Source organism: Pseudomonas trivialis (assembly GCF_036864995.1).
Lineage (GTDB): Bacteria > Pseudomonadota > Gammaproteobacteria > Pseudomonadales > Pseudomonadaceae > Aquipseudomonas > Aquipseudomonas trivialis.
On the sequence record NZ_CP142151.1, the window covers coordinates 2,797,912 to 2,821,884 of the forward strand.

The 23,973-nt window shown below is 61.7% G+C and carries 20 protein-coding genes and 1 pseudogene; 9 read left to right on the forward strand and 12 right to left on the reverse strand.

Features of this window, described 5'->3' with window-relative positions:
• Positions 1 to 21 precede the first annotated feature (21 nt).
• The 5 genes and pseudogenes from VRB54_RS12090 to VRB54_RS12110 all read left to right on the forward strand — a co-directional run bounded on the left by VRB54_RS12090 (position 22) and on the right by VRB54_RS12110 (position 4,646).
• Positions 22 to 1,677 carry a methyl-accepting chemotaxis protein gene (locus VRB54_RS12090; RefSeq protein WP_338477371.1) on the forward strand — a complete coding sequence of 552 codons (1,656 nt, stop codon included), beginning with the start codon at positions 22 to 24 and terminating at the stop codon, positions 1,675 to 1,677.
• A gap of 36 nt (positions 1,678 to 1,713) precedes the next feature.
• Positions 1,714 to 2,253, forward strand: a complete 540-nt coding sequence (locus VRB54_RS12095; RefSeq protein WP_057010285.1) for a chemotaxis protein CheW — start codon at positions 1,714 to 1,716, stop codon at positions 2,251 to 2,253.
• A gap of 9 nt (positions 2,254 to 2,262) precedes the next feature.
• Positions 2,263 to 3,072 (forward strand): protein-glutamate O-methyltransferase CheR, encoded by an 810-nt coding sequence (locus VRB54_RS12100; RefSeq protein ID WP_338477372.1) that lies wholly within the window; start codon positions 2,263 to 2,265, stop codon positions 3,070 to 3,072.
• Positions 3,069 to 3,601, forward strand: a pseudogene (gene cheD, locus VRB54_RS12105) (chemoreceptor glutamine deamidase CheD). Before VRB54_RS12100 ends, cheD begins: the two are co-directional and overlap by 4 nt.
• On the forward strand, positions 3,564 to 4,646 hold the full coding sequence (locus tag VRB54_RS12110) for a chemotaxis response regulator protein-glutamate methylesterase (RefSeq protein WP_338477373.1): 1,083 nt from the start codon (positions 3,564 to 3,566) through the stop codon (positions 4,644 to 4,646). The pseudogene cheD and the gene VRB54_RS12110 overlap by 38 nt, the downstream one beginning before the upstream one ends.
• Here the strand turns inward: VRB54_RS12110 and VRB54_RS12115 are convergent.
• From VRB54_RS12115 to pstS, 6 genes are all read right to left on the reverse strand, one after another.
• Positions 4,635 to 5,183 (reverse strand): hypothetical protein, encoded by a 549-nt coding sequence (locus VRB54_RS12115; protein ID WP_209982115.1) that lies wholly within the window; start codon positions 5,181 to 5,183, stop codon positions 4,635 to 4,637. The genes VRB54_RS12110 and VRB54_RS12115 overlap by 12 nt on opposite strands.
• The gene (locus tag VRB54_RS12120; protein ID WP_338477374.1) at positions 5,183 to 5,881 is read right to left on the reverse strand and encodes a hypothetical protein; all 699 of its coding nucleotides are present in this window, start codon (positions 5,879 to 5,881) and stop codon (positions 5,183 to 5,185) included. Before VRB54_RS12120 ends, VRB54_RS12115 begins: the two co-directional genes overlap by 1 nt.
• 97 nt (positions 5,882 to 5,978) lie before the next feature.
• Positions 5,979 to 6,740, reverse strand: coding sequence for a phosphate ABC transporter ATP-binding protein PstB (pstB, locus tag VRB54_RS12125; RefSeq protein WP_057010279.1), 762 nt, complete (start codon positions 6,738 to 6,740; stop codon positions 5,979 to 5,981).
• A gap of 76 nt (positions 6,741 to 6,816) precedes the next feature.
• Positions 6,817 to 7,710 carry a phosphate ABC transporter permease PstA gene (pstA, locus tag VRB54_RS12130; protein WP_338477375.1) on the reverse strand — a complete coding sequence of 298 codons (894 nt, stop codon included), beginning with the start codon at positions 7,708 to 7,710 and terminating at the stop codon, positions 6,817 to 6,819.
• Positions 7,707 to 8,675, reverse strand: coding sequence for a phosphate ABC transporter permease subunit PstC (gene pstC / locus VRB54_RS12135; protein WP_209982120.1), 969 nt, complete (start codon positions 8,673 to 8,675; stop codon positions 7,707 to 7,709). The genes pstA and pstC overlap by 4 nt, the downstream gene beginning before the upstream one ends.
• A gap of 74 nt (positions 8,676 to 8,749) precedes the next feature.
• Positions 8,750 to 9,778, reverse strand: a complete 1,029-nt coding sequence (gene pstS / locus VRB54_RS12140) for a phosphate ABC transporter substrate-binding protein PstS (protein ID WP_338477376.1) — start codon at positions 9,776 to 9,778, stop codon at positions 8,750 to 8,752.
• A gap of 187 nt (positions 9,779 to 9,965) precedes the next feature.
• Between pstS and ppk2 the strand changes: the two genes are divergently transcribed.
• Entirely contained in the window at positions 9,966 to 10,883 is a 918-nt protein-coding gene (gene ppk2 / locus VRB54_RS12145) for a polyphosphate kinase 2 (RefSeq protein ID WP_338477377.1), read from the forward strand.
• Between the two features lie 70 nt (positions 10,884 to 10,953).
• Here ppk2 and VRB54_RS12150 read toward each other — a convergent pair whose 3' ends face one another.
• Both VRB54_RS12150 and VRB54_RS12155 read right to left on the reverse strand, forming a co-directional pair.
• Complete coding sequence (locus VRB54_RS12150) at positions 10,954 to 12,807, reverse strand: ABC transporter ATP-binding protein (protein WP_338477379.1); 1,854 nt, start codon at positions 12,805 to 12,807, stop codon at positions 10,954 to 10,956.
• Positions 12,808 to 12,891: 84 nt separating this feature from the next.
• Positions 12,892 to 13,620, reverse strand: coding sequence for a hypothetical protein (locus tag VRB54_RS12155; protein ID WP_338477380.1), 729 nt, complete (start codon positions 13,618 to 13,620; stop codon positions 12,892 to 12,894).
• Between the two features lie 683 nt (positions 13,621 to 14,303).
• Between VRB54_RS12155 and VRB54_RS12160 the strand changes: the two genes are divergently transcribed.
• Positions 14,304 to 14,963 carry a glutathione S-transferase gene (locus VRB54_RS12160; protein WP_338477381.1) on the forward strand — a complete coding sequence of 220 codons (660 nt, stop codon included), beginning with the start codon at positions 14,304 to 14,306 and terminating at the stop codon, positions 14,961 to 14,963.
• Positions 14,964 to 14,985: 22 nt separating this feature from the next.
• Here the strand turns inward: VRB54_RS12160 and VRB54_RS12165 are convergent, their stop codons facing one another.
• The gene (locus VRB54_RS12165) at positions 14,986 to 15,108 is read right to left on the reverse strand and encodes a hypothetical protein (RefSeq protein WP_003230191.1); all 123 of its coding nucleotides are present in this window, start codon (positions 15,106 to 15,108) and stop codon (positions 14,986 to 14,988) included.
• A gap of 153 nt (positions 15,109 to 15,261) precedes the next feature.
• Here VRB54_RS12165 and ligD point away from each other — a divergent pair, with 153 nt between their 5' ends.
• On the forward strand, positions 15,262 to 18,630 hold the full coding sequence (ligD, locus tag VRB54_RS12170; protein WP_338477382.1) for a DNA ligase D: 3,369 nt from the start codon (positions 15,262 to 15,264) through the stop codon (positions 18,628 to 18,630).
• An 8-nt stretch (positions 18,631 to 18,638) separates the two neighbouring features.
• Positions 18,639 to 18,953, forward strand: a complete 315-nt coding sequence (locus VRB54_RS12175; protein WP_338477383.1) for a hypothetical protein — start codon at positions 18,639 to 18,641, stop codon at positions 18,951 to 18,953.
• A gap of 28 nt (positions 18,954 to 18,981) precedes the next feature.
• Here VRB54_RS12175 and treS read toward each other — a convergent pair whose 3' ends face one another.
• The 3 genes from treS to VRB54_RS12190 form a co-directional block, all read right to left on the reverse strand.
• Positions 18,982 to 21,048 carry a maltose alpha-D-glucosyltransferase gene (treS, locus tag VRB54_RS12180; protein WP_338477385.1) on the reverse strand — a complete coding sequence of 689 codons (2,067 nt, stop codon included), beginning with the start codon at positions 21,046 to 21,048 and terminating at the stop codon, positions 18,982 to 18,984.
• A gap of 163 nt (positions 21,049 to 21,211) precedes the next feature.
• Positions 21,212 to 22,486, reverse strand: a complete 1,275-nt coding sequence (locus tag VRB54_RS12185; protein WP_338477386.1) for a glucarate dehydratase family protein — start codon at positions 22,484 to 22,486, stop codon at positions 21,212 to 21,214.
• Positions 22,483 to 23,874 (reverse strand): MFS transporter, encoded by a 1,392-nt coding sequence (locus VRB54_RS12190; RefSeq protein WP_338477387.1) that lies wholly within the window; start codon positions 23,872 to 23,874, stop codon positions 22,483 to 22,485. The genes VRB54_RS12185 and VRB54_RS12190 overlap by 4 nt, the downstream gene beginning before the upstream one ends.
• Positions 23,875 to 23,973 lie beyond the last annotated feature (99 nt).

The window sequence follows — 23,973 nt, forward strand, 5'->3', positions numbered from 1 at the left end:
CAACTCCATGGAGGTTCTCCGATGAAATGGTTCTACGATCTTAAAATTTCCACCAAGCTGATCAGCTCGTTCCTGCTGGTCCTGGCGCTGACGGCGGGCATGGGCGTTTTCGCCATCATGCAGCTGGGTGCCGTCAACCAGGCCGCTCAGGACATCAAGAGCAACTGGTTGCCATCGGTGCGCGCAGCGGCCGGCATGCGTTTTTATGCCGCCAACTATCGCCTGAAGGAATACCGCCATCTCAGCGCCGACACCGTCGAGGAAAAGGCACAGATGGAGCGAGAGGCCGCCGAAGCGAACCAGCAACTCGAAACCCGTATGGACACCTACGAAAAGCTGATCGTCAGCGATGACGATCGTCAGTTTTTCAACAGCGTGAACACCAGTTGGGACGCCTATCTGGCCAGCAGCAAGCAATTGCTGGAGCTGTCCCGGCAGAACCAGGAAACTGCGGCGCGGGCAATGCTCAAGGGCGAGTCCAAGCTGCGCTTTGAAGAGGCAGTCAGCAACCTGCAAAAAATGGTCGAGCTCAATGACACCGGCGCCACGGTCGCGGGTGACAAAGGCACGGCGTTGTATGAAAACGCGCGCCTGTCGATCATTGCTGCATTGGTCGCGGCGCTGCTGATTGGCCTGGGCCTGGCGCTGTTCATCGCGCGGATCATCTCGCGCCCGTTGCGACAGGCGGCGACCGCCGCCGAGCAACTGGCCGAGGGCAACCTCAACGCTCATATCGACAGCGGCGCCAAGGATGAAACCGGCATGGTGCTCAATGCCATGCGCAACATGGTCGGCAAACTGGCGCATATCATCGGCGAAGTGCGCAACGCCGCCGATAACCTCGCCAGCGCCTCGGAACAGGTCAGCGCCACCGCGCAATCAATGAGCCAGGCCACCAGCGAACAAGCCGCCAGCGTCGAAGAAACCAGCGCGTCGGTGGAGCAGATGAGCGCCAGCATCAACCAGAACACCGAGAACGCCAAGGTCACCGACGGCATGGCCAGCAAGGCTGCCAAGGAAGCCACCGAAGGCGGTGAATCGGTGCAACAGACCGTGGTGGCGATGAAGAAAATCGCCCAGCGCATCAGCATCATCGATGACATCGCCTACCAGACCAACCTGTTGGCCCTTAACGCGGCCATCGAAGCGGCGCGGGCTGGCGAGCATGGCAAGGGCTTCGCGGTGGTGGCCGCCGAGGTGCGCAAGCTGGCCGAGCGCAGCCAGGTGGCCGCGCAGGAAATCGGCGAGTTGTCGTCCAGCAGCGTGGAGATGGCCGAGACGGCCGGCAAGCTGCTCGGCGAAATGGTGCCGTCGATCAACAAGACCTCCGACCTGGTGCAGGAAATCAGCGCCGCCTCCGAGGAGCAGGCTGCCGGTGTCGCGCAGATCAACACGGCGATGACCCAGCTCAACCAGGTGACGCAGCAGAACGCCTCGAGCAGCGAGGAACTGGCCGCCACCGCCGAAGAAATGAGCAGCCAGGCCGAGCAACTGCAACAGGCCATGAGCTTCTTCGTGCTCGACGCGTCACCCAGAGCCACGGTGCAGAGCAGCGCGGTTGACACCGGCAACAAGCCCAACCGCCAGCCACCGCGTCCGGCGGCGCCGGCACCGCGCAAGGCATTTGCCTACAACATGGCCAGCGCCCCCGACGAATCGGAATTCACCCGTTTCTGATCGCACGCGACGCTACGGGCTCACAGGGAGAATCACATGGGCGCAGTAACCCCTTCCCGTCATACCGCGGTTGCGGTCGACGAGGACGCGCAATACCTGACCTTCATGCTCGGCGGCGAGATGTTCGCCATCGGTATTCTAGGCATCAAGGAAATTATCGAATACGGCAGCCTGACGGTGGTGCCGATGATGCCCGCGTTCGTGCGTGGCGTGATCAACCTGCGTGGCGCTGTGGTGCCAGTGGTGGACCTGTCGGCGCGCTTTGGCCGGCAGAACTCGGCCATCACCCGGCGCTCCTGCGTGGTCATCATCGAAGCCCGTACCGAAGACGGTCAGCCCCAGGACATCGGGCTACTGGTGGACACCGTGTCGGCGGTGCAGGAAATCCCGGCCGCGCAGATCGAGCCACCGCCCAGCTTCGGCGCGCGTATTCGCGCCGATTTCATCAGCGGCATGGCCAAGGTCGAAGGCAAGTTCGTGATCGTGCTGGAGGTGGACAAGGTGCTGTCCATCGACGAGATGTCCAGCCTCGCCGAGGCTGGCCAGGCGCCGGCACTCGATGCCGACGCGCGTTGAGGCCCGGTCATGCCAGATACCTCGTCGCTTGATGACCGCGAGTTCGGTCAGTTCCAGTCCTGGCTGTACCGCGCGGCCGGCATCAACCTGTCGCCGGCAAAAAAGGCGCTGGTGGCCGGACGCCTGTTCAAACGCCTCAAGCATTATGAGTTGGAGAGCTATGGGGAGTACTTCAAGCTGATCATGAGCGACCAGCGCAAGGGCGAACTGCAGGTCGCGCTGGATTTGCTCACCACCAACGAAACTTATTTTTTCCGCGAGCCCAAGCATTTTGACTTCCTGCGTCAGCAGGTGCTGCCCAAGGCGGCGCCGGGCAAGCTGTTTCGCGTGTGGAGCGCGGCCAGTTCCTCCGGCGAAGAGCCCTACAGCCTGGCGATGACCCTGGCAGAAGGCCTGGGCACCACGCCGTGGGAAGTGATCGGCTCGGACATCAGCACCCAGGTGCTGGCCAAGGCACGCAGCGGGCATTACGCCATGGAGCGCGCCGGCACCCTGCCCCAGCCGCTGTTGAGCAAATACTGCCTCAAGGGCATCGGACGCCAGGAGGGCACCTTCCTGATCGACAAGCGTTTGCGCAGCCGGGTCAATTTCGTGCAGGTCAACCTCAACGAGCCGCTGCCCGGCCTGGGCGAGTTCGACGTGATATTCCTGCGCAACGTGATGATCTATTTCGATCAGCAGACCAAAAGCCAGGTGGTCGCGCGCCTGTTGCCACTGCTCAGACCCGGCGGGCATTTCATCATCAGCCACTCGGAAAGCCTCAACGGCGTCAACGACACGTTGAAGCTGGTGGCGCCTTCGATTTACCGCAAGCCATGAAAAAGCCCGTCGATGCGCCAGAAGTGGTATTGGCGCCAGGTCAGGTGAGCTTTGCCACACGGCCCACGCGCCTGCGCACCCTGCTGGGCTCCTGCGTGGCATTCACCTTCTGGCACCCGCAACGGCGCATCGGCGGCATGTGCCATTTCATGCTGCCGGCGCGTTTGCGAAAAGGCCAGCCGCTGGACGGCAAGTATGGCGATGAGGCGCTCGAACTGCTGCTGCACCACGCCTACGTCAATGGCACGCGGGCGCAGGACTATCAGGTCAAGCTGTTCGGCGGCGGCGAGATGTTCCCCGAACAGCAGCGCCGCCTGCCGGACCAGGACGTGGCCAGCCTGAATATCCGCGCGGCGCTGGCCCTGACCGAGCGCCATCACCTGCACCTGACCGCACAGGACATGGGCAGCACCGGCTATCGCACGATTGTATTCGACCTGTGGAACGGCAACGTCTGGGTCCGGCACCAACCAATGGGAACACTCCAATAAATGCCTACCAAAAAAATCAGCGTGCTGCTGGTCGATGACTCGGCCGTGGTGCGCCAGGTGCTGTTGGCGATCCTCAACGACACGCCGGACATCCATGTGATGGGCGCGGCGTCCGACCCGATTTTCGCCATGGACAAGCTCGCCCGCGAATGGCCGGACGTGATCGTGCTGGACGTGGAAATGCCGCGTATGGACGGCATCACGTTTCTGCGCAAAATCATGAGTGAACGCCCGACGCCCGTGGTGATCTGCTCCTCGCTGACCCAGAAAGGCGCGGAAACCTCGTTGCAGGCACTGTCGGCTGGCGCCGTGGAAATCATCACCAAACCCACCACCGGGCTGAAGAATTTCCTGATCGACTCGGCCGCCGAACTGGTGGCGGCGATCCGCGCGGCGGCCAACTCCAACGTCAAGAACCTCGGCAAACGCGCCGTCAGGCCAGCCGCCGCGCCCGCCCCGGTCAGCAAGCTCAGCGCCGACGCGATCCTGCCCGCCGCCAGCGGCCATGCCATGGCCCAGACCACCGAGCGCATCGTCGCCATCGGCACCTCCACCGGCGGCACCCAGGCGCTGGAGGCCGTGTTGACCGCGTTGCCGAGGGTGTGCCCGGGGATGGTGATCGTGCAGCACATGCCGGAAAAATTCACCGCGTCCTTTGCCGAACGCCTCAACAGCGTGTGCCAGATCGAAGTGCGCGAGGCGCGCAACAACGACCGCATTCTGCCGGGCCTGGCGCTGATCGCCCCCGGTGGCAAGCACCTGATGGTCACTCGCAGCGGCGCCTACTACCACGCGCAGGTGATCGACGGCCCGCTGGTCAACCGCCATCGTCCGTCAGTGGATGTGCTGTTTCGCTCGGTGGCGCGTTTTGCCGGCAAGAACGCCACCGGCATCATCATGACCGGCATGGGCGACGACGGCGCGCGAGGCTTGAAGGAAATGCTCGACGCCGGCGCCGCCACGGTGGCTCAGGACGAGGCCAGTTGCGTGGTGTTCGGCATGCCCAAGGAGGCGATCAAGCTCAATGCCGCGCAGCGCATCATGGCGCTGCAGGACATTCATCAGGCGATTTTATACAAGTGAGCGGGTGCGCTGGCGGGCGGGCCGCGGGCGTCTGATCAGTTGCTGCCAGACGAGCTGCCCCTGCACCAGGGCAGCGGCGTGCAGAACCTTGTGCGTCCAGCGGGCATCCTGCGGGTCAACCACTACCACGCGGAACCCGTGATCCTCACCTTCGATGCGCACGCCCTCGGAATCATCGACGTGCAGGTCGATGTCGAACGCCGGCGGGTACTTCGACGGCGCATTGGACAGGCCGTGCACCGTCAGGGCGCGGTTATGCAGCACACTGTTGACCACACCGTCCACACGGATGCCGTAGAGCAACAGCCAGCGGCGGATGTAGGACGGCGTGCGGCCGGACGATGTATAAACCCAGACACTGCAGCCCTGGCGACGCAGTTCGCGGATCAGCGCGCGGGTACCCACGCGCAGCGGCTCGCCCAGCCATCGATGCACGCAGGCCGGCAGCCGGCTGGTTTCCGCCGCGCAGTGATGCTGCTGGCAGGCCAGGGTGTCGTCGATATCGAAGGAAATACGCATGCGTGGAAAGGCGCGCATCAATGGCCTCCCTGATGCAGCGGCCGGGGGGTGTCGCCCAGGAAAAACTTGCCTGGGGCGGGCGCCTGATGTTCCAGAAAGGCCGCGTATTTCTTCTTGATCTTGGGCAATTCGTACAACGCCTTGACTCCATGCTTTGCAGAGTTGCGGATCACCGAGGACGGATTGAAATAGCCCTCGGCGTTCTCCAGCGTCAGCACGAAGGGCGGTAACCCTGCGCGCATGAGCAAATAGCTGACAATAAGCGAACCGCTGCGGTTGTTGCCTTCAATGAACAGTTGCGGCTTGCTGAGAATGCGTACATAGACGCCGGCCGCACGCTTCCAGACCGACTCGCTGCGATACGCACAGTACCAATTGAACAGGTCCTTGATCCCGCCTTCAACGTTGTTGAAGAAGTGTTCCTCGGTCGCTGCCAGGTGCTGCGCGTATTCCAGCCGGCGCGCCGGGTCTGTACCGCACAGTACAACGGCGTTGATCTCCAGCATCAGGTTCAGTTGGTGCAGATCGAACAGGTCGACGCCGCGTGCGACATAGTCGTCAATCAACGCGTAGCCTTCAAGCACATTGTGCAGCACTTCGTCAGTCAGGGGATCGCGCGGCTCGGTGAAGTGCCGGCTCAGCTCGGCAAAGCGATCCTGCACTTCACGCAGTGCGCGCTCAATGGCCGGCAAATCCAGGCGATGCGTTACAGACATTGAAACTCCTTGGAAAACCGAGGCAGGGAAATCTACCGGATGCCCGCCAATTCCATTTGGCGTTTGCAGGTATGCGGTGTCGATGAGGCGTTGATGCTCAGCTGAACTTGCCGCTGATGTAGTCTTCGGTCATTTGCTCGCGGGGTGTGCCGAAGATCTGCGCAGTGGCGCCCATCTCCACCAGATAGCCGGTGCGCGTGCCCTGGGAAATGTCCACCGAGAAAAACGCGGTGGTGTCCGCAACACGGATTGCCTGCTGCATGTTGTGGGTCACCAGCGCGATGGTGTAGTCCTTCTTCAGTTCGACCATCAGCTCTTCGACGCGGCGGGTGGCAATCGGGTCGAGGGCCGAGCACGGTTCGTCCAGCAGCAGCACTTCAGGTTCGGTGGCGATGGCGCGTGCGATACACAGCCGTTGCTGCTGGCCGCCGGAGAGCGACAGGCCGCTGACCTTGAGCTTGTCCTTGACCTCGTCCCACAGCGCCGCGCCCTGCAGCGCGTGCTTCACGCGGTCGCCCAGGTCGCCCTTGTAGCGGTTCAGGCGCAGGCCGAAGGCGACGTTGTCGAAGATGCTCATCGAGAACGGGTTCGGCTGCTGGAACACCATGCCGATGTAACGACGCACCACCACCGGGTCGACGCCCTTGCCGTACACGTCCTGGCCAAGAAAATGCACATGGCCCTCGAAGCGGAAGCCCTTGACCAGGTCGTTCATGCGGTTGAGGCTGCGCAGCACAGTACTCTTGCCGCAGCCGGACGGCCCAATGAAGCCGGTGATCTTGTTTTTTTCGATCGGCACGTGGCTGTCACGCACCGCCATGAAGTTGCCGTAGAAAATCTTGTCCAGCTTGCAGTCCATGACCACAGGCGAGTCGGTCACAAACGGAGCAGCAATTTGCGCAGTTGATACGTTCAAAATTCAGGTGCTCCCGCTCTTAATATTTGGGTTTGCCGAAAATACGGCTCACGATATTCACGACCAGCACGATCATCACCAGCACCAGCGAGGCCGCCCAGGCGAGTTCGAGCTGGTTGTCGAACGGCATGCCGGAGAAGTTGTAGATCAGCACGGCCAACGAGGCTGTCGGGTTCATGACGGCGAGGTTGCCGTCGTGGTAGATCCAGTAGTTGCTGAACAGCGCGGTAAACAACAGGGGCGCGGTTTCGCCTGCGGCGCGCGCCACGGCCAGCATCACACCGGTGAGGATCGCCGGCATGCCGGTGGGCAAAACGATTTTCCAGATCACCTGGGAACGGGTGCAGCCCATGCCGTACGCGGCGTCCTTCATGATCTTGGGCACCATTCTCATCGACTCTTCGGCCGTCAGCACCACGATAGGCAACATCAGCACGGCCAGCGCCACGCCGCCTGCAGGAGCCGAGTAAGTGCCGGTGGTCATCACCACCAGGGCGTAGGCAAACACGCCGGCCAGGATCGACGGCAGGCCGGTGAGCATTTTGGCGGCAAAGCGCGCCGCACTCGCCAACTTGCTGTCAGGGCCCAGCTCGGCGAGGAACACCGCCGCGAGGATGCCGACCGGCACGGCGATGGCCGCCGCGATACCGACCATCACCAGGGTGCCGGTCATGGCGTTGCCGAAACCGCCGCCGGTCTCGAAACCGGTGGGCGGCAGCTCGGTGAACAGTTCAAGACTCAGGCGCGCCCCGCCCCGGGTAATCAGCATATACAGCACGGAGATCAGCGGTACGCTGGCCAGCAGCGCCCCCAGCCAGACCAGCGTGGTCAACACCAGACTGCGCAGGGCGCGGCCTTCGAAGCGGCGCTGCAGGCTGGGCAGCGCGATGTCGGGCGTGGTGAGGTTGGTCATTGCTTGGTCCCCCGCTGGGCGTAAAGCATGAGCATCGAGCCTGCCACGTTGACCAGCAGCGTGATGAACATCAGCACCAGCGCTGCATACATCAACACCTCAATCTCGTTCGGCCCGGCTTCGGGAAAGTTCAGCGCCAGCAAGGCCGCCAGGGTGTTGGCCGGGGCGAACAGCGACAGCGAAATGTTGTTCGCGTTGCCCACCAGCATGGCAAGGGCCATGGTTTCACCCAGTGCGCGGCCCAGTCCCAGCACCAGCGAGCCGAAGATACCGGTGGCCGCCGACGGCACCATCACCTTGAGAATCGCTTCCCAGTGGGTGGTGCCCATGCCGTAGGCCGCCTGTTTGGTTTTCATCGGCACGCCGGTGAGCGCGTCCTGGGACACGGCGGCAATGGTCGGCAGGATCATGATGGCCAGTACCAGCGCGGCCGGGAGCAGGCCCGGGCCGCTCAATGAGGTGCCGAAAAACGGGATCCAGCCAAGCTCCGTGTTCAACCATGCGGTCAGCGGCCGGATGGCCGGGATGACCACGTAGATGCCCCACAGGCCATACACCACGCTGGGAATGGCCGCGAGCAGTTCGACGATGGTACGAAACACCGCAGCCAGCTTGGCCGGGAGGAAATCCTGGGTGAGAAAAATGGCCATGCTGACGCCGAACACGCCAGCGATCAGCAACGCGATGAAGGCGCTGTACAACGTGCCCCAGATCGCCGGCAAAATGCCGTATTTGCCCTGATTGACATCCCAGACGCTGCCCAGCAGCACGTCAAAGCCGTGCTTTTCCATGCCGGGAAGCGCCTTGCGCCCTACTTCGAACACCAGCGCGAACACCAGCGCCAGCACCAGCACCACGCCGATGCGTGCAAGCGCACGGAAGGTGCGGTCAACCACAAAATCCTTGGTGGACGGTGGCTGACACGCAGAGTCCGGGTTAACCGGTACGACAAAAGGTGAGTTCATGGGTTGCTTCCGAAACAGGGAGGACGCGCTCCCGACGTGGCTGAGCGCCTGCGCCGGGAGTGAGCTGGCAAGCCTTACTGGATGTTGGCTGAAGCTTTGCGAACCTGTTCAACCACCGAAGCCGGCAGCGGGATGTAGCCCATCGAGTCAGCGATTTTCTGTCCTTCGGTGAGGCTGTACTCAACCATTTCGCGCATGGCCTTGGCCTTGGCCGGGTTGCCGTTGTCCTTGCGGAAGATCATCCAGGTGTAGGACGTGATCGGGTAGGACTTGGCGCCATCCGGGTCCGGCAGCCAGGCCACCAGGCTTTCAGGCATTTTTACCGCTGCCAGTGCTTCTGCACCGCTTTCGGCGTTCGGCACTACGTATTGGCCAGCCTTGTTCTGCAACTGGGCGAAGTCGACCTTGGCCAGTTTGGCGAAGCCGTATTCGATGTAGCCAATCGCGCCCGGCGTCTGGCGTACGGTGGCGGTCACGCCATCGTTCTTGGGCGACTTGATGAACTTGTCGGTGGCCGGCCAGTTGACGGTGTTGCCTTCACCCAACGCGTCCTTGAACGCAGGGTTGATGGCCGCCAGGTGCTTGGTGAATACGGCGGTGGTGCCGCTGGAGTCCGCACGTACCACCACGGTGATCGGCGTATCGGTGAGTTTCAGGTCCGGGTTGGCGGCGACGATCTTGGGATCGTTCCATTTGGTGATCTTGCCCAGGAAGATGTCGGAGTACACATCGCGTGGCAGCTTCAGACCTTTGGGGTTGCCCGGCAGGTTGTACGCCAGCACGATTTCGCCGGCGGTCATCGGCAGCAATTGCACACCTTCGGCGACCTTGGCGATGTCTTCGTCTTTCATGGCCGAGTCGCTGGCGGCGAAGTCCACAGTCTTGTTGAGGAAATCCTGTACGCCCGCCCCGCTCCCCTTCGACTGGTAGTCCACTGTCACGCCCGCACTTTTCTTGCTGAAATCCTTGAACCAGGTGAGGTAGATCGGCGCCGGGAAACTGGCACCGGAACCAGTCAGGCGGATGCTTTCGGCAGCAAACACCGAAGTGGCACTTAGCGAGACCGCGACGGCGAGTGCAGCTGACTTCATCAAGCTTTTCATTCAAGGAACTCCGTGTTGTATTTTCGGGCTCCCGGGACTTTGCAGCAGCTTTGTTACGTTTTTATGAAAAATGAATGGCAGGCAGGTTTTTGTCCTGTTTTGCAGCGTCAAACGCTTATTTTCGTGTCATTACTTCGTAACAAGATGCGACTAACACTCGATCATCCTCCCCACGCGAGTGTCTCCCATGTCTGCAACAGACGACGCCCTGATCCAGCGCATCCGCCGTGAGCTGCTCGATCACAGTGACGAAGAGCTGGAACTGGAATTGACCGAAGACGGCCATGACCTTAATGCGCTGCTGGATGAGCATCTCGAGGAAAGCCCCGAAAAGACCGAGCGCAGGGTTTATTTCAGCGAACTGTTCCGCCTGCAGGGCGAACTGGTGAAGCTGCAAAGCTGGGTGGTCAAGACCGGGGCCAAGGTGGTGATCCTGTTCGAAGGCCGCGATGCCGCCGGCAAGGGCGGGGTCATCAAACGCATTACGCAGCGGCTCAACCCGAGGGTGTGCCGAGTCGCCGCCCTGCCCGCGCCGAACGACCGCGAACGCACGCAGTGGTATTTCCAGCGCTATGTCTCACACCTGCCGGCGGCGGGCGAAATCGTGCTGTTCGACCGCAGTTGGTACAACCGCGCCGGCGTCGAACAGGTCATGGGGTTTTGCAACGAGGCGCAATACGAAGAGTTCTTTCGCAGCGTGCCGGAGTTCGAACGCATGCTCGCGCGCTCCGGGATCCAGTTGATCAAATACTGGTTCTCGATTTCCGATCAGGAACAGCACCTGCGCTTTCTCAGTCGCATTCATGATCCGCTCAAGCAATGGAAACTGAGCCCCATGGACCTGGAATCCCGCCGCCGCTGGGAGGCCTACACCAAGGCCAAGGAAATCATGCTGGAACGCACCCACATCCCCGAAGCGCCCTGGTGGGTGGTGCAGGCGGACAACAAGAAGAAGGCCAGGCTCAACTGCATTCACCATTTGCTCAAGCAGATGCCCTATGAAGAAGTCGAGGTGCCGATGATCGAGCTGCCCGAACGCGTCAGGCAGGAGGATTACCTGCGCAGCCCCACGCCGCCGGAAATCGTCATCCCGCTGGTTTACTGATAGCGTTCAAGTGCCCGCGTTTGCGTGATCCCGACTCGCCCGCGGCGAGTCGGTTTGTCCCTTCCCGGCTTTAGTCCATCACCTCGGTCACGCCGCGATCCTCACCCAAAAAACCGCCGCTCTGGTGGTGCCACAACCGCGCATAGATGCCGTTCTTGGCGAGCAGTTCGGTGTGGGTGCCCTGTTCGAGAATGCGGCCGTCATCCATGACGATCAGTCGGTCCATGGCGGCAATCGTCGACAGTCGATGGGCGATGGCGATCACGGTCTTGCCCTGCATCATTTCATCGAGGCTTTCCTGGATGGCCACTTCGACCTCCGAGTCCAGCGCGCTGGTCGCCTCGTCAAGCAGCAGGATCGGCGCGTTCTTGAGCATCACCCGGGCAATCGCTACGCGCTGGCGCTGGCCGCCGGACAACTTGATGCCACGCTCGCCAACGAGTGTGTCATAGCCGGTGTGGCCCTGGCGGTCACTCAATCGGCTGATGAACTCATCGGCCTGGGCGTTGGCCGCCGCCGTGCGGATTTGCGCGTCGCTCGCATCGGGACGACCGTAGGCGATGTTGTCGCGAATGGAACGGTGCAACAGCGACGTATCCTGGGTGACCATGCCGATGGCGCTGCGCAGGCTGTCCTGGGTCACCTGCGCGATGTCTTGCCCGTCAATCCGGATCGTGCCGCTGTCGACGTCATAAAAGCGCAGCAGCAGGTTGATCAGCGTGGACTTGCCGGCGCCGGAGCGCCCGACCAGGCCGATTTTTTCGCCCGGGCGAATGTCCAGGCTCAGGCCATCGAGCACCTGGCGCTCGCCGTTGTAGTTGAAACTCACGTTGTCGAAGGTGACGGCGCCGCCGGAGGTGACCAGCTCACCCGCGTCCGGCGCGTCCTGCACCTTGGCGCCGCGAGTCAGGGTTCCCATGCCGTCCTGCACGGTGCCGATGCTCTCGAACAGCGAGGTCATCTGCCACATGATCCAGTGGGACATGCCATTGATGCGCAAGGCCATGGCGGTGATCGCGGCCACAGCGCCCGCACCGATCTCGCCCTGGTGCCAGAGCCACAGCGCATAACCTCCAGCGGCCATGATCAAGGCCACCACCAGAGCCTGGTTGACGATTTCGAACTGGCTGACCAGGCGCATCTGGCGAAAGCCGGTCTGCTTGAAATCTTCCATGGCCGCACGGGCAAAATGCGCTTCGCGGTTGGAATGGGAGAACAGCTTAACGGTGGTGATGTTGGTGTAGGCGTCGGAAATACGGCCGGTCATTGACGAGCGTGCGTTGGCCTGCTCCTGCCCCACTTTGCCCAGACGGGGCACGAAGTACAGCATGGCCAGCCCGAACAACAGGATCCAGGCAATAAACGGCAGCATCAGTTTGAGCGCGAAGCCACCGGCCAGCGCGATGATCGCAATGAAATACACACCTATGCCGGGCAGGATCTCGATCAGAGTGAACAGCACATCGCGCACCGCCAGCGCCGTCTGCATCACCTTGGTGGTGACCCGCCCGGAAAACTCATCGGAAAAAAACGAAAGGCTTTGCCGCAGCATCAGCCGGTGGAAGTCCCAACGCAGCCGCAACGGCAGGTTGATCGCCAATATCTGGTGCTGAACCATCGTGCGCAACGCCACCAGGGCGACACTCAACACCATCACGATGCCCATGCCCCACAACACCCGGCTTTCCTGCGCGGCCGCATCACCGCCGGCCTGCCAGGTCGACAGCAAGTCGACGACCTGACCCAGGAAGGAAAACAGCCAGGCTTCGTAGATCGACACTGCGGCGCTTAGCAGCGCAAACGCCAGGATATAGCCACGCGCGCCGCGGGTGCAGGCCCACAAAAAGCGCGCCAGCCCGTTCGGCGGCGGGGGGACTTCGTCAGGGGGGAATGGGTCGAGTCTTCGTTCAAACGCACGAAGCATGGTGGTCTCCAAAGCAATCAAGTTGGAGGGGATTCTGCCAGTTAACGATTGCTTTGGGGGGATCAGTGTGCGGGCCCGCGGGGATCAGACCTGCACGCTGAACCGCTGCGCCGCGCGCCGCTCGTACATTGCATCCTCAGTCTTGGCCGTCGCCCGCTCGCCTCTGTAGGACAGCTGGGTGATAAAAAGCCGGTCCTTGGCCCCCTTCAAATCCGACGGGTCGAATTCCCTTAACAGCGGCGCCAGGTCAATGGTCCTGGCGAAGTTTTCGTTGGTCAGGCTGTAAAAGCCCAGGCCCGACTGCACCGAATCGGCGTCCACCGTGTCGATGGAGGCGTTGCGGTAGGCCACGGCTGCGGTTTTCAAAGCAGCGGATTGATTGAGCAGTTCCGTCAGCCGCCGGGTATCCGAACTGCTGAGCTGACTGGCCGTATCGCGCACTTTCAGGCTGCCGTCCGCCTCCACGGTGAAGCCATACTTTTTCGCGGCCAGGTCGGGAGCGGTGACTGCCAGCGTCGACTCGAACACCTTGAAGGACGCCTTCAACGTGCTCAGCGCTCCAGAGGCGATCTCAACGAGTCGAGGAAAGTCTGGCGATTGGGAGCGACCGATCCAGGTATCGAAAACCTCAGGGGGTTTCACCGTGGTGCCCGCTGGTCCACTCGGACTGGGATGGTAGACGGCCGCCAGGGAGGCGGTTGCCAGCGCTTCTTTTGCAGCGTCTGTCAGTGGCTGCACCACGAGCGTCTGGCCGGAAGGCATGAGGCTGGTGTTGGCTGGCGGGGTATAGGCGGCGCTAACGGGAGGAGTCATTTCATCAGTCCTTGATTGGTGGGGCTCATAGACTTTATCGACGGCGATGGGCCGGGCTTTAGCGTCTGCTGAAGTGAACCGGTTGCAAGAAACGCGACGATGATGTCGACTTGGTGTCGAACATCGGCCGCCAGGGCTTCTGTGGCGAGCGGGCTTGCCCCGCGTTGGGCTGCGCAGCAGCCCCGGTAAAGATGAATGCGCTGTCTCAGGCACTCCGCGGTGACGGGTTTTGGGGCTACTGCGCAGCCCAACGCGGGGCAAGCCCGCTCGCCACAAGGGGCAATCGGTGGTTGTCTGAAAGGTGTGGATACTGTTCAGCTCGTCGGCGCCAGGCCAGCGACGAAGTCTCGATAGCTGTGCAAGTTGCACCTTAATCGGTCCATGATTGACGGGCTCATAGCGTTTTTTGGTGTCGACCATGGGTTACTCCTTTTGCGCAGAGAATGCTTTTGTGGCGAGCGGGCTTGCCCTGCGTTGGGCTGCGCAGCAGCCCCGGTAAAAATGAATGCGCTGTCTCAGGCACTGCGCGGTGACGGGTTTTGGGGCTGCTGCGCAGCCCAACGCGGGGCAAGCCCGCTCGCCACAAGAGGCAATAGGTGGTTGTCGGACCTGGTCATTTCTCACAATCTGAACGGTATTGACCGCATCAATAAAAGCCACCCACAAGCGTTTACGAGGCCTGTATGTACCATCTCTATTACTCACCCGGTGCCTGCTCACTTGCGGCCCATATTCTTCTTGAGGAACTGGGCGTGCCGTTCGAGCTGCAGTTGCGCTCGGCAGTGAAAGGCATTGGCACACAAACTGCGGAATATTTGAATATCAACCCGAAAGGCCGAGTACCCGCTCTGCTCTGCCTGGACGGTTCCATAGGTGAACAAACGGGCGTGCTAACCGAACTGCCTGCGATTTTGTTCTACCTGGCAAACCAGTCTTCACCGGCGCGCTTTATCGCGGACACGCCAGGTGAGTCGGCACGAAGTCTGGAGTGGCTGAACTGGTTATCAGGAACTGTGCACGGCCTCGCATATGGACAGGTCTGGCGGCCGCAACGGTTTGTCGACGATGAGCGTCTATTTCCTGCGGTCATTGAAAAAGGCCGCAGCAATGTGATGGAGAGCTACCGGTTTATCGAGCAGCGCCTTGCAGCGCGCGCTGATGGCGCGGCTTACAACATTGTTCATCCAGTGCTGATGTTTTTCTGGATGTGGGGGAAGTGGATCGATATAGACATGAGTCTGCATTTCCCCCACTGGACTCAACGTATTCAGTCAATTATCGAAAGGCCTGCCGTGCAACGGGCATTGGCCACAGAGGGTATCGATATAAATACCTTCAGATAAACACTGATGGCACACGCACAGGTCAGCAGGCCCCTGGCGGAATACCGTCCTTGTTGAAGTCCTTCAAACGCTCACGCTCTTGTTCGGTTGAATGCGCGGGTGTCTGCTGTTCCTGTTCCGGTTGCTTCTTCTTTTCTTCAGTCATCGCGGTGTCCTCTGGGTGGTCTGTGTTTCGGCAGCCCAAGCCGCTGGCAGTTCAACCGGGATGCAGGTGCAGCGCCCGGCAACAAATTTAGAACTCGCTCCGTTCTTCAGCACTCGGATGAGAAAGCACCAAAAACATTGAAGGATCGAGGCCATGCAGAACCTCAGGATCGCCACATTCAACGTCAACGGCATCGGCGCGCGGTTGCCCAACCTGTTGCAGTGGCTGGAGAAAGAGCGGCCGGACGTTGTCTGCCTGCAAGAACTCAAGGCTCAGGACAAAGCCTTCCCCGCTGCCGAGCTTGAGGCGGCCGGTTATGGTTGCCTGCACCATGGGCAGGCCGCGTGGAATGGCGTGGCGATTCTTGCCCGCGACTCCGAACCGCTGTTGATCCACAAAGGCTTGCCCGGCGCGGAAGACGACTCGCAGTCGCGCTACCTCGAAGCCGCCGTGCATGGCGTGGTGGTGGGTTGCCTCTACCTGCCCAACGGCAATCCGCAGCCGGGCCCCAAGTTCGAGTACAAGCTCAAGTGGTTCGAGCACCTGATCAAGCATGCCCGCACGCTGCAATCGAGCGAACACCCGGTGGTGCTGACCGGGGACTTCAATGTGGTGCCCACCGACCTCGATATCTACAACACCCGTTCATGGCTCAAGGATGCCCTGCTGCAGCCGCAGAGTCGCGAATGCTATCAACGGTTGCTGGACCAGGGCTGGATCGACTCGGTGCGTCACCTGTATCCCGAGGAGCGGGTCTACACGTTCTGGGATTACTTCCGGCAACACTGGCAGAAGAATTCCGGCCTGCGTATCGACCATCTCCTGCTCAACCCGGTACTCGCCCCACATCTCAAAAACGCCGGTGTGGACGCCTGGGTGCGCGGCGAGGAACACGCCAGTGATCATGCGCCCACCTGGATCGAGCTGTCGTCGCGCAAAACGCGCGCAAAGAAAAAGCCGCAGGCGAACAAAGCCCTGGAGGAGTACCACCACAAACGTGATTTCGATGCGACCTCGGAACCCGCCGGCGGCACGTCCAGGGGCAGGACACGCGCAGAGCCGAACGCCCTGCAGTTCTGCATTCAAAAGCACGATGCCAGCCGCCTGCATTACGATTTTCGCCTGGAGCTCGACGGCACCCTCAAAAGCTGGGCGGTGCCGAAAGGCCCTTCGCTGGACCCGAAAAACAAGCGCCTGGCCGTGCACGTCGAAGACCACCCGCTGGACTACGCAACCTTTGAAGGCAGCATCCCCGAGGGCCATTACGGTGCTGGCGACGTCATCGTATGGGACCGCGGCATCTGGAAACCGCTGTCGCATCCGGCGCAAGCCTACGCGAAGGGCCGCCTCAAATTCGAGCTGCTGGGCGAAAAGCTCGGCGGTGTGTGGAACCTGGTCAAGACGCATATGCCGGGCAGGCAGGAGCAATGGTTTCTGATCAAGCATCAGGACGAATTCGCCCGCCCCCAAAGCGACTACGACGTGGTCGAGGCCGAGCCCCACAGTGTGCTGAGCGAGCGCACCATCGTGCAGAAAAAGCGCAAGGCGGCGCAGGCCAAACCCGTCGACAAGGCTCCCGCCAAGCGCGCCAGGCCCACACGCGCAAAAAAGCTGGAGAATGCCCGGCCGTCCGCGCTACCTGAAAGCCTCAAGCCCGAACTCGCCACGCTGGTGGACTCCCCACCCGAGGGTGACTGGCGCTATGAAATCAAGTTCGACGGCTACCGCATCCTGGCCCGGGTGGAAGACGCCAAGGTGCAATTATTCACGCGCAACGGCAACGACTGGACGCACAAGCTACCGCGCCAGGCCGAGGCGATTGCCAGCCTGGGCCTCACGTCTGCCTGGCTGGATGGCGAAGTGGTGGTTGCCAACGAACACGGCGTACCGGATTTCCAGGCCTTGCAAAATGCGTTCGAGCAGGCGCGCAGCGGCAACATCGTTTACTACCTTTTCGACCTGCCCTTTCTCAACGGCATGGACCTGCGTGAGGTGCCGGTGGAGCAACGTCGAGGCGCCCTGGCCAAGTTACTGGAGCGCAGCGAAGGCGATCTGCTCAAGTATTCGGCGGATTTCGCTGAAACGCCCGAGGCACTGCTCAACAGCGCCTGCGACATGCACATGGAAGGTCTGATCGGCAAGCGCGTGGGCAGTGCGTACCAGTCACGGCGCAGCGGCGACTGGATCAAGCTCAAATGCAAGCGGCGCCAGGAGTTCGTCATCGTCGGTTATACCGAACCCAAGGGCTCGCGCAGCAAGTTCGGCGCGCTGTTGCTGGGGTTGCATGATGACGACAGCGGTGAACTGCGGTACGCGGGCAAGGTAGGTACCGGCTTCAACCAGGCCACACTGGCGACGATCTTCGCGCAACTGACCCCGCTTGAGGTCAAGAAACCTGCGGTGGTCAACCCGCCAACGGGGTTCGAGGCCAAGGGCGTGCACTGGCTCAAGCCCGCGCTGCTGGCGGAAGTTGCATTCGCCGAAATTACCCAGGAAGGCTCCGTCAGGCAGGCGGTGTTTCACGGGCTGCGTAACGACAAACCCGCCAAGTCGATTACCGAAGAGCGCCCTGCCCTTGCCGTCAAACCTAAAACCGCCAGGAAGACCAAGGCGATGACCAAGACCCCACCCGAAAAAAACGGCTCGACCACGCTCAGGCTCACCCACCCCCAGCGCGTGATCGACCCCGGCAGCGGCGCGACCAAGCGTGACCTGGCGGACTATTACATGGGCGTCAGCGACTGGATCCTGCCGCAGTTGCTCAATCGGCCTGTCGCGCTGGTGCGTGCGCCGGATGGCATTGGTGGCGAGCTGTTTTTTCAGAAAAACGCAGAGCACCTGGCGATTCCCGGCATCGAGATCATCGGCAAGGAGGAGACCGGCCAACCGGTAATGCTGATCAACAACATCGAGGCACTGGTCGGCGCGGTGCAGATGAACACCATCGAGCTGCATACCTGGAATGCAGTGTCCAAAAACCTGCAAAAACCCGACCGCTTCATTCTCGACCTGGACCCGGACCCGGCGCTGCCCTGGAAAAGCATGATCGAGGCCACCCAACTGACCTTGACGGTGCTGGACGAGCTGGGGCTTAAATCCTTTCTCAAGACCAGCGGCGGCAAGGGCATTCACATCGTGGTGCCGCTGACGCCGAAGGCGGACTGGGATGCGGTCAAAAGCTTCAGCCACGCCGTGGTCAAGCATATCGCCAACCTGCTGCCGGACCGGTTCTCGGCGGTTTCCGGGCCGAAAAACCGGGTGGGGCGGATTTTCATCGACTACCTGCGCAATGGCCTGGGCGCCACCACCATCTGCGCCTATGCAGCGCGCAGCCGCGAGGGCTTGCCGGTGTCGGTGCCGATCTTCAAGGATGAGTTGAAAGACCTCAAGGGCGCCAACCAATGGACCGTGCGCAATCTGCATGAGCGCCTGGGCGAGCTGGACGCCGACCCATGGGCCGATCTGCCTGGAACTCGGCAAACCATCACGGCGCAGATGCGTAAACGCATCGGCCTGAAGTGAGCGCACAGGTGTATCCGAGCACACCGGACGGTCGCTACTTTGTGGTCAAGGGCACGTTGTGGCGGTGCAGCAACCCGTCGCTGCCTGACGACGTCAGGCAACAGTTGGTCAACCAATTGATGGCCGCGCGCCGCGCAGTGAAGGCCGCCAATGCCTCGGACGATCCCCATGAGCTGAAGGCCGCGAGGGCCAGGGTTCACGAGGCCAAGGTCGCGCTCGGCGAACGCGGCCCGGTGTGGTGGGATGACGGAGCGCCGGACTTCAACCGGCACAAGGTCGGCAACACGCCCTATTCACCGTGGTACGCATCGCTGAATGCCTGAGGTGCCACCGGCACCCCAGGCAACCTCATCACAGCATCGGTGTGCTGCTCACCACCCGCAACGCCAGCCCTTCATAGGCATCCAGCGTGATGGTGAACTCACCCTCGGCAGTCAAGTCGCCTTCGACTCGCTCATTGATGATGTCAACTACCGGCCCCGGCGCAATATTGGGCAGATGCAGGGTTTCCGTGATTGGCGTGGCGCCGAAGTTCAGCGCAGTGATCTGCGTACCCTTGCCGGCCGGCAGTTCGTGGACCATCACCAGCAAGCCCGGGTGTTCGACGTCCGGCACCAGGATCTGGCGGCTTGCGGCAATATCATAGGCGCGGCGCACGCCGAGGATTTTTTGCAGCTGGGAGGCGAACGACTCCGGGTCCTGCAACTGGCTGTTCAAACTGCCGTACAAGGATTTGGAGCGTGGCATCTGCCCGGTCGACAGCTCGGCTTCGGGGTTCAGGTCCACCAGGTCGTAGGCGCCACGATGGATCCAGCGGGTGTCGCCGTCCTGCATCAGGTGGGCCACCTCATCGGCCGCCAACGGCAGCGCGCCCACCAGGTCCCAGCCGGACAACGCGAATACCCCGGGCTGCATGGCGTTGTACATCACCAGCAGCAAGTGGATCTGACGAATCTGCTGGACATCGGCCGGCGTGATGGCGTCCAGGTCGCGGATGCCCAGCGCCGCCGTGATGATGCTCGCCGTGGTGCACGACACCCCATTGGTAACGAACTTGAGGTTGTACGGCGCATGCTCGCCGGTCAGGCGCTCATACATCTGCTCGCGGATGTGCTCGCGCAGGATGTTGCCGGGAAAGGTCTGGCCCTGATACAGGAAGCTGTCGTGGGCGTGCAGGGTCCAGAAGTGCACCAGTTCCAGGGTCAGTTCATCGTGGTTTTGCAGCGCGTGAATCAGCGAGCCCGGGTCGATGCCCAGGCTGTGCATCTGGCGCAGCATCAGGCGCAGGAATTCCGCATCGCCCATCAGCAAGGCGTGCTGGTAGGCCGGCCGGGTGATGAAGTCGTAGGACAGGTCCGCACCGCCGTGGGACATCGACGCGATGTCGTCGACCGTGAGGTTCAATTCCTGAAAGCTGAAGCCACCGGCCTTGCGAATCGCACCGCCGAGCAACTGGTTACCGGTGATCGACAGCGGATGGCTTTCCGACCAGGCAGTGCCGTCCAGCTTGCGCTCGACACCGAGGAAGCCGTTGGCATCCAGGCGCAAGATCTTCGCGCCCATCACGTCGATCGCGTGCAGGGCGTCGCCGATGATCATCTGCTGCGCGGCGAATGACGGGTCGAGCCAGTTAAGCGACGGCTGGCCTTCCTTGAAGTAGTGCAGGTACACCCAGCGCCGGGGTTTGCCGTCGACGCCCAATACCACCGGCGTGGCGCTCCAGTCGGTCTCCTTCACGCCGGGCTCGAAGAAGATCACCCGTTGCAACTGGCCAACGATGTAGTGCTTGTCGCGCAGGGCATCCACCTGCAGCGGGCTGAGGTTCTGCGCATCACGCCCTTCGGCAACGTCGGGCAGCAGGGGCCAGTCTTCTTCGCGGATTTCCACCATGTGGTAGAGCCCCGGGTAGTCCTCATAGGCCATCTCGGCCAGGCGAAAATCCGCGCCTTTGCCGGTGTGCGACGGGATCACGTCGTCGATGATCACCGCGTTGTGCGCGGCGGCCATGCGCGTCAGCGCCTGTAACTGCGCCTCGGTGCCCAGCTGCGGGTCGATTTCGAAGCTGATGCGGTCGAAGTTGCCATCGATGGTGGGCGTATGGCGGGTACCGGACAAACCACCGGACTTTTTCAGCGGGCCGTTGTGAATGCCCTGGATGCCGATTTTCGACAGCGCATGCCACAGCGCTTCATCGCCCAGCGCTTCGAGTACGGTGCCGTCTTCACGGGTGACGATCGAGGCCGGGTACGCGGTGAACCACACCGACGACAAGGCGGAAGCATCACGCGGCCGCGTCTGCGCGTAAGGCTGCTGCCACAACCGGCCCTGCCCCGAATACAGCCGGGCGCGCTGGCGCGCCGCATGCAGCATCGATTGTTCTACCAGCCAGTTCACATGATCCTTGTCTGCCGCCGTCATAAGCCCACTACCTATCTCGTGAAAGGTTATTCGTAAACATAGGAGGGGCAACGGCGCCTATTCGTTGCATCGCGATACCCAACACCCGGGATTCTGCGCACAGGCACGCAAAAAAAGCCCGGCGGCACCGTAACGGTGCGACCGGGCAAAGCAAGCGACCCGTTTAATACCGTGGTTTCACGCTTGTCCACTCAGGCTGATAGCGCTGCATCTGTTTCACGTCATCGCGCTGGCGAATGCCGCAACTCAAGTACTGGTCATGGAGCTTGCCCAGTTGATCGTGGTCCAGCTCGAGCCCCAGTCCCGGCGCGCGGGTGATTGTCACGCAGCCGTCGACAATCGGTACCTTGCCACCCTTGATCACTTCTTCGTCCGGCTCCTGCCACGGGTAGTGGGTGTCGCAGGCGTAATCGAGATTGGGCACTGCGGCGGCAACATGGGCCATGGCCATCAGGCTGATGCCCAGGTGCGAGTTGGAGTGCATCGACACGCCCAGGCCAAAGGTGTCACACATTTTGGCCAGCACCTGGGTATCACGCAGCCCACCCCAATAGTGATGGTCGGTCAGCACGATCTGCACGCTGTCGAGCGCAACGCTGCGGCGAAATTCGTCGAAGTCGGTGACCACCATATTGGTGGCCAGGGGCAGTCCGGTGCGGGCGTGCAGTTCGGCCATGCCGTCCAGCCCTGGCGTGGGGTCTTCGTAATATTGCAGGTCATCGCCGAGCAGTTGCGCCATGCGGACCGAGGTTGCCAGGGACCAGTTGCCATTCGGGTCAATGCGCAGCGGAACCCCCGGGAACGCCTCTTTCAGGGCCTTGATACAGGCCACTTCGTGTTCGGGGTCCAGGGCGCCGGCCTTGAGCTTGATGCTTTTAAAACCATGGCTTTCGATCATCCGCCGCGCCTGGGCGACGATCTGTTGCGCGCTCAGAGCCTCGCCCCAGCTGTCGGGCTTGTAGGGCGAATCGATGTGCTGGGCGTATTTGAAAAACAGGTAGGCGCTGAAGGGGATGCGGTCGCGAATCGCCCCACCAAGCAAATCCACCAGCGGCACGTTCAGCGCATGAGCCTGCAAGTCAAGGAAGGCCACCTCAAAGGCCGAGTAGGCATTGCTCACCGCCTTGCTGGCATGGGAGCCCGGCGCCAGCTCGGCACCGGGCAGGCTGGTGGTCTTTTGCGCGGCCACGGTGGTCTGCACGATGGCGCGCAGTTGATTGAGCTGGAACGGATCAAGGCCGATCAGCTGTGGCGCGACCTGCTGCTGAATCGCCAGCGCCGGTGCATCGCCATAGCTCTCACCCAGCCCGATATAGCCGGTGTCGCTCTCGATCTCGATGATCGAGCGCAACGCGAAGGGTTCATGAATACCGCTGGCGTTCAGCAGTGGTGGATCGCGGAAGGCAATCGGGGTGACGCTGACGCGGATGATTTTCAAGAGATAGCTCCCTGTTGGCCTGAACGCAAGGTGTGATGAGGATCGCGAGGTGGGCTGGCGACCGGTTCGACGGGCACCGCGCTGGCGGGTACGCCGCCGCGTGGCGCAGTGCGGGCAAAAAACACCACCACCGCCGCCACCAGCGAAGTCGCCGCCAGTCCGTATAGCCCGCCCTGGATGGAGCCGGTGGTCTGCTCGAGAAAGCCAAAGGTGGTGGGCGCGACGAATCCGCCCAGGTTGCCGACCGAGTTGATCAAGGCGATCACCGCCGCAGCGATGCGCGCATCCAGGTAGCCCTGGGGAATCGGCCAGAACAGCGCCGAGGCCGCCTTGAAACCAATCGCGGCAAAACAGATGGCGACAAACGCAAACACCGGCCCGCCGGTGGTGGAAATGAACATGCCGAAGGCGGCGATCACCAGCATCAGCGATACCCAGGCCTGCTGGTGTTTCCACTTGCTGGCCAGAGCAGCAAAGCCGTACATGGCGACGATGGAAATCAACCACGGAATCGAGTTGAACAGGCCGACCTGAAAGTCGCCGAGGCTGCCCATCTGTTTGATCATGCTCGGCAGCCAGAAGGTCGCGCCGTAAATGGTCAGGGCAATGGAGAAGTAGATGAAGCAAAACAACGCGATCTGTTTATCGGCCAGCAACTTGAACATGGACGGCCGGCTGACCTGCGCCGCCTCACGCGCCAACTGCTCAAGCGCAATGGCGCCGACCAGCGCCTGCTTTTCTTCGTCGCTGAGCCACGTGGCCTGACGGGGATGGGATTGCAGCCAGAACCACACAAACCCGCAGAGCACGATGGAGGCAAAACCTTCAATGAGGAACATCCACTGCCAGCCATGCAGGCTCAAGCCGCTCACACTCAGCAGCGCGCCTGACACCGGACCGGAAATCACCGAGGCGATGGCCGAACCACTGAGGAAAATCGCCATGGCCTTGCCGCGCTCGCTGGCCGGCAACCACTGGGTGAAGTAATAAATTATGCCCGGGAAAAACCCGGCTTCGGCGGCGCCGAGGACAAAGCGCAGCACATAGAAACTGGTCTCGCCCTGCACAAAGGCCATGGCCATGGCGGCCGCGCCCCAGGTAAACATGATGCGGGTCAACCAGGCGCGGGCACCGTAGCGCTGCAACAGCAGGTTGGACGGCACTTCGAACAGCGCGTAGCCGATGAAGAACAAACCCGCGCCCAGACCATAGGCGGCGGCGCCAATGCCCAGGTCGGTTTCCAGATGGCTGCGTACAAAGCCGATATTGACCCGGTCGATGTAGTTGACGATGAACATCACCACAAACAGCGGCAAGACGTGACGCTTGACCTTGGCCGACGCACGGGCGAGTACGGTTGGGTCGGGCGAACTCTGGACGGTATTCAAGGGCGACTCCCGTTGATTTATTTTTTAGGGACGTCGGGATGATGGACGCTGGGTATTGATCCCGTCTAATCTAACTTGGCATTCGATTGATACCTGGAT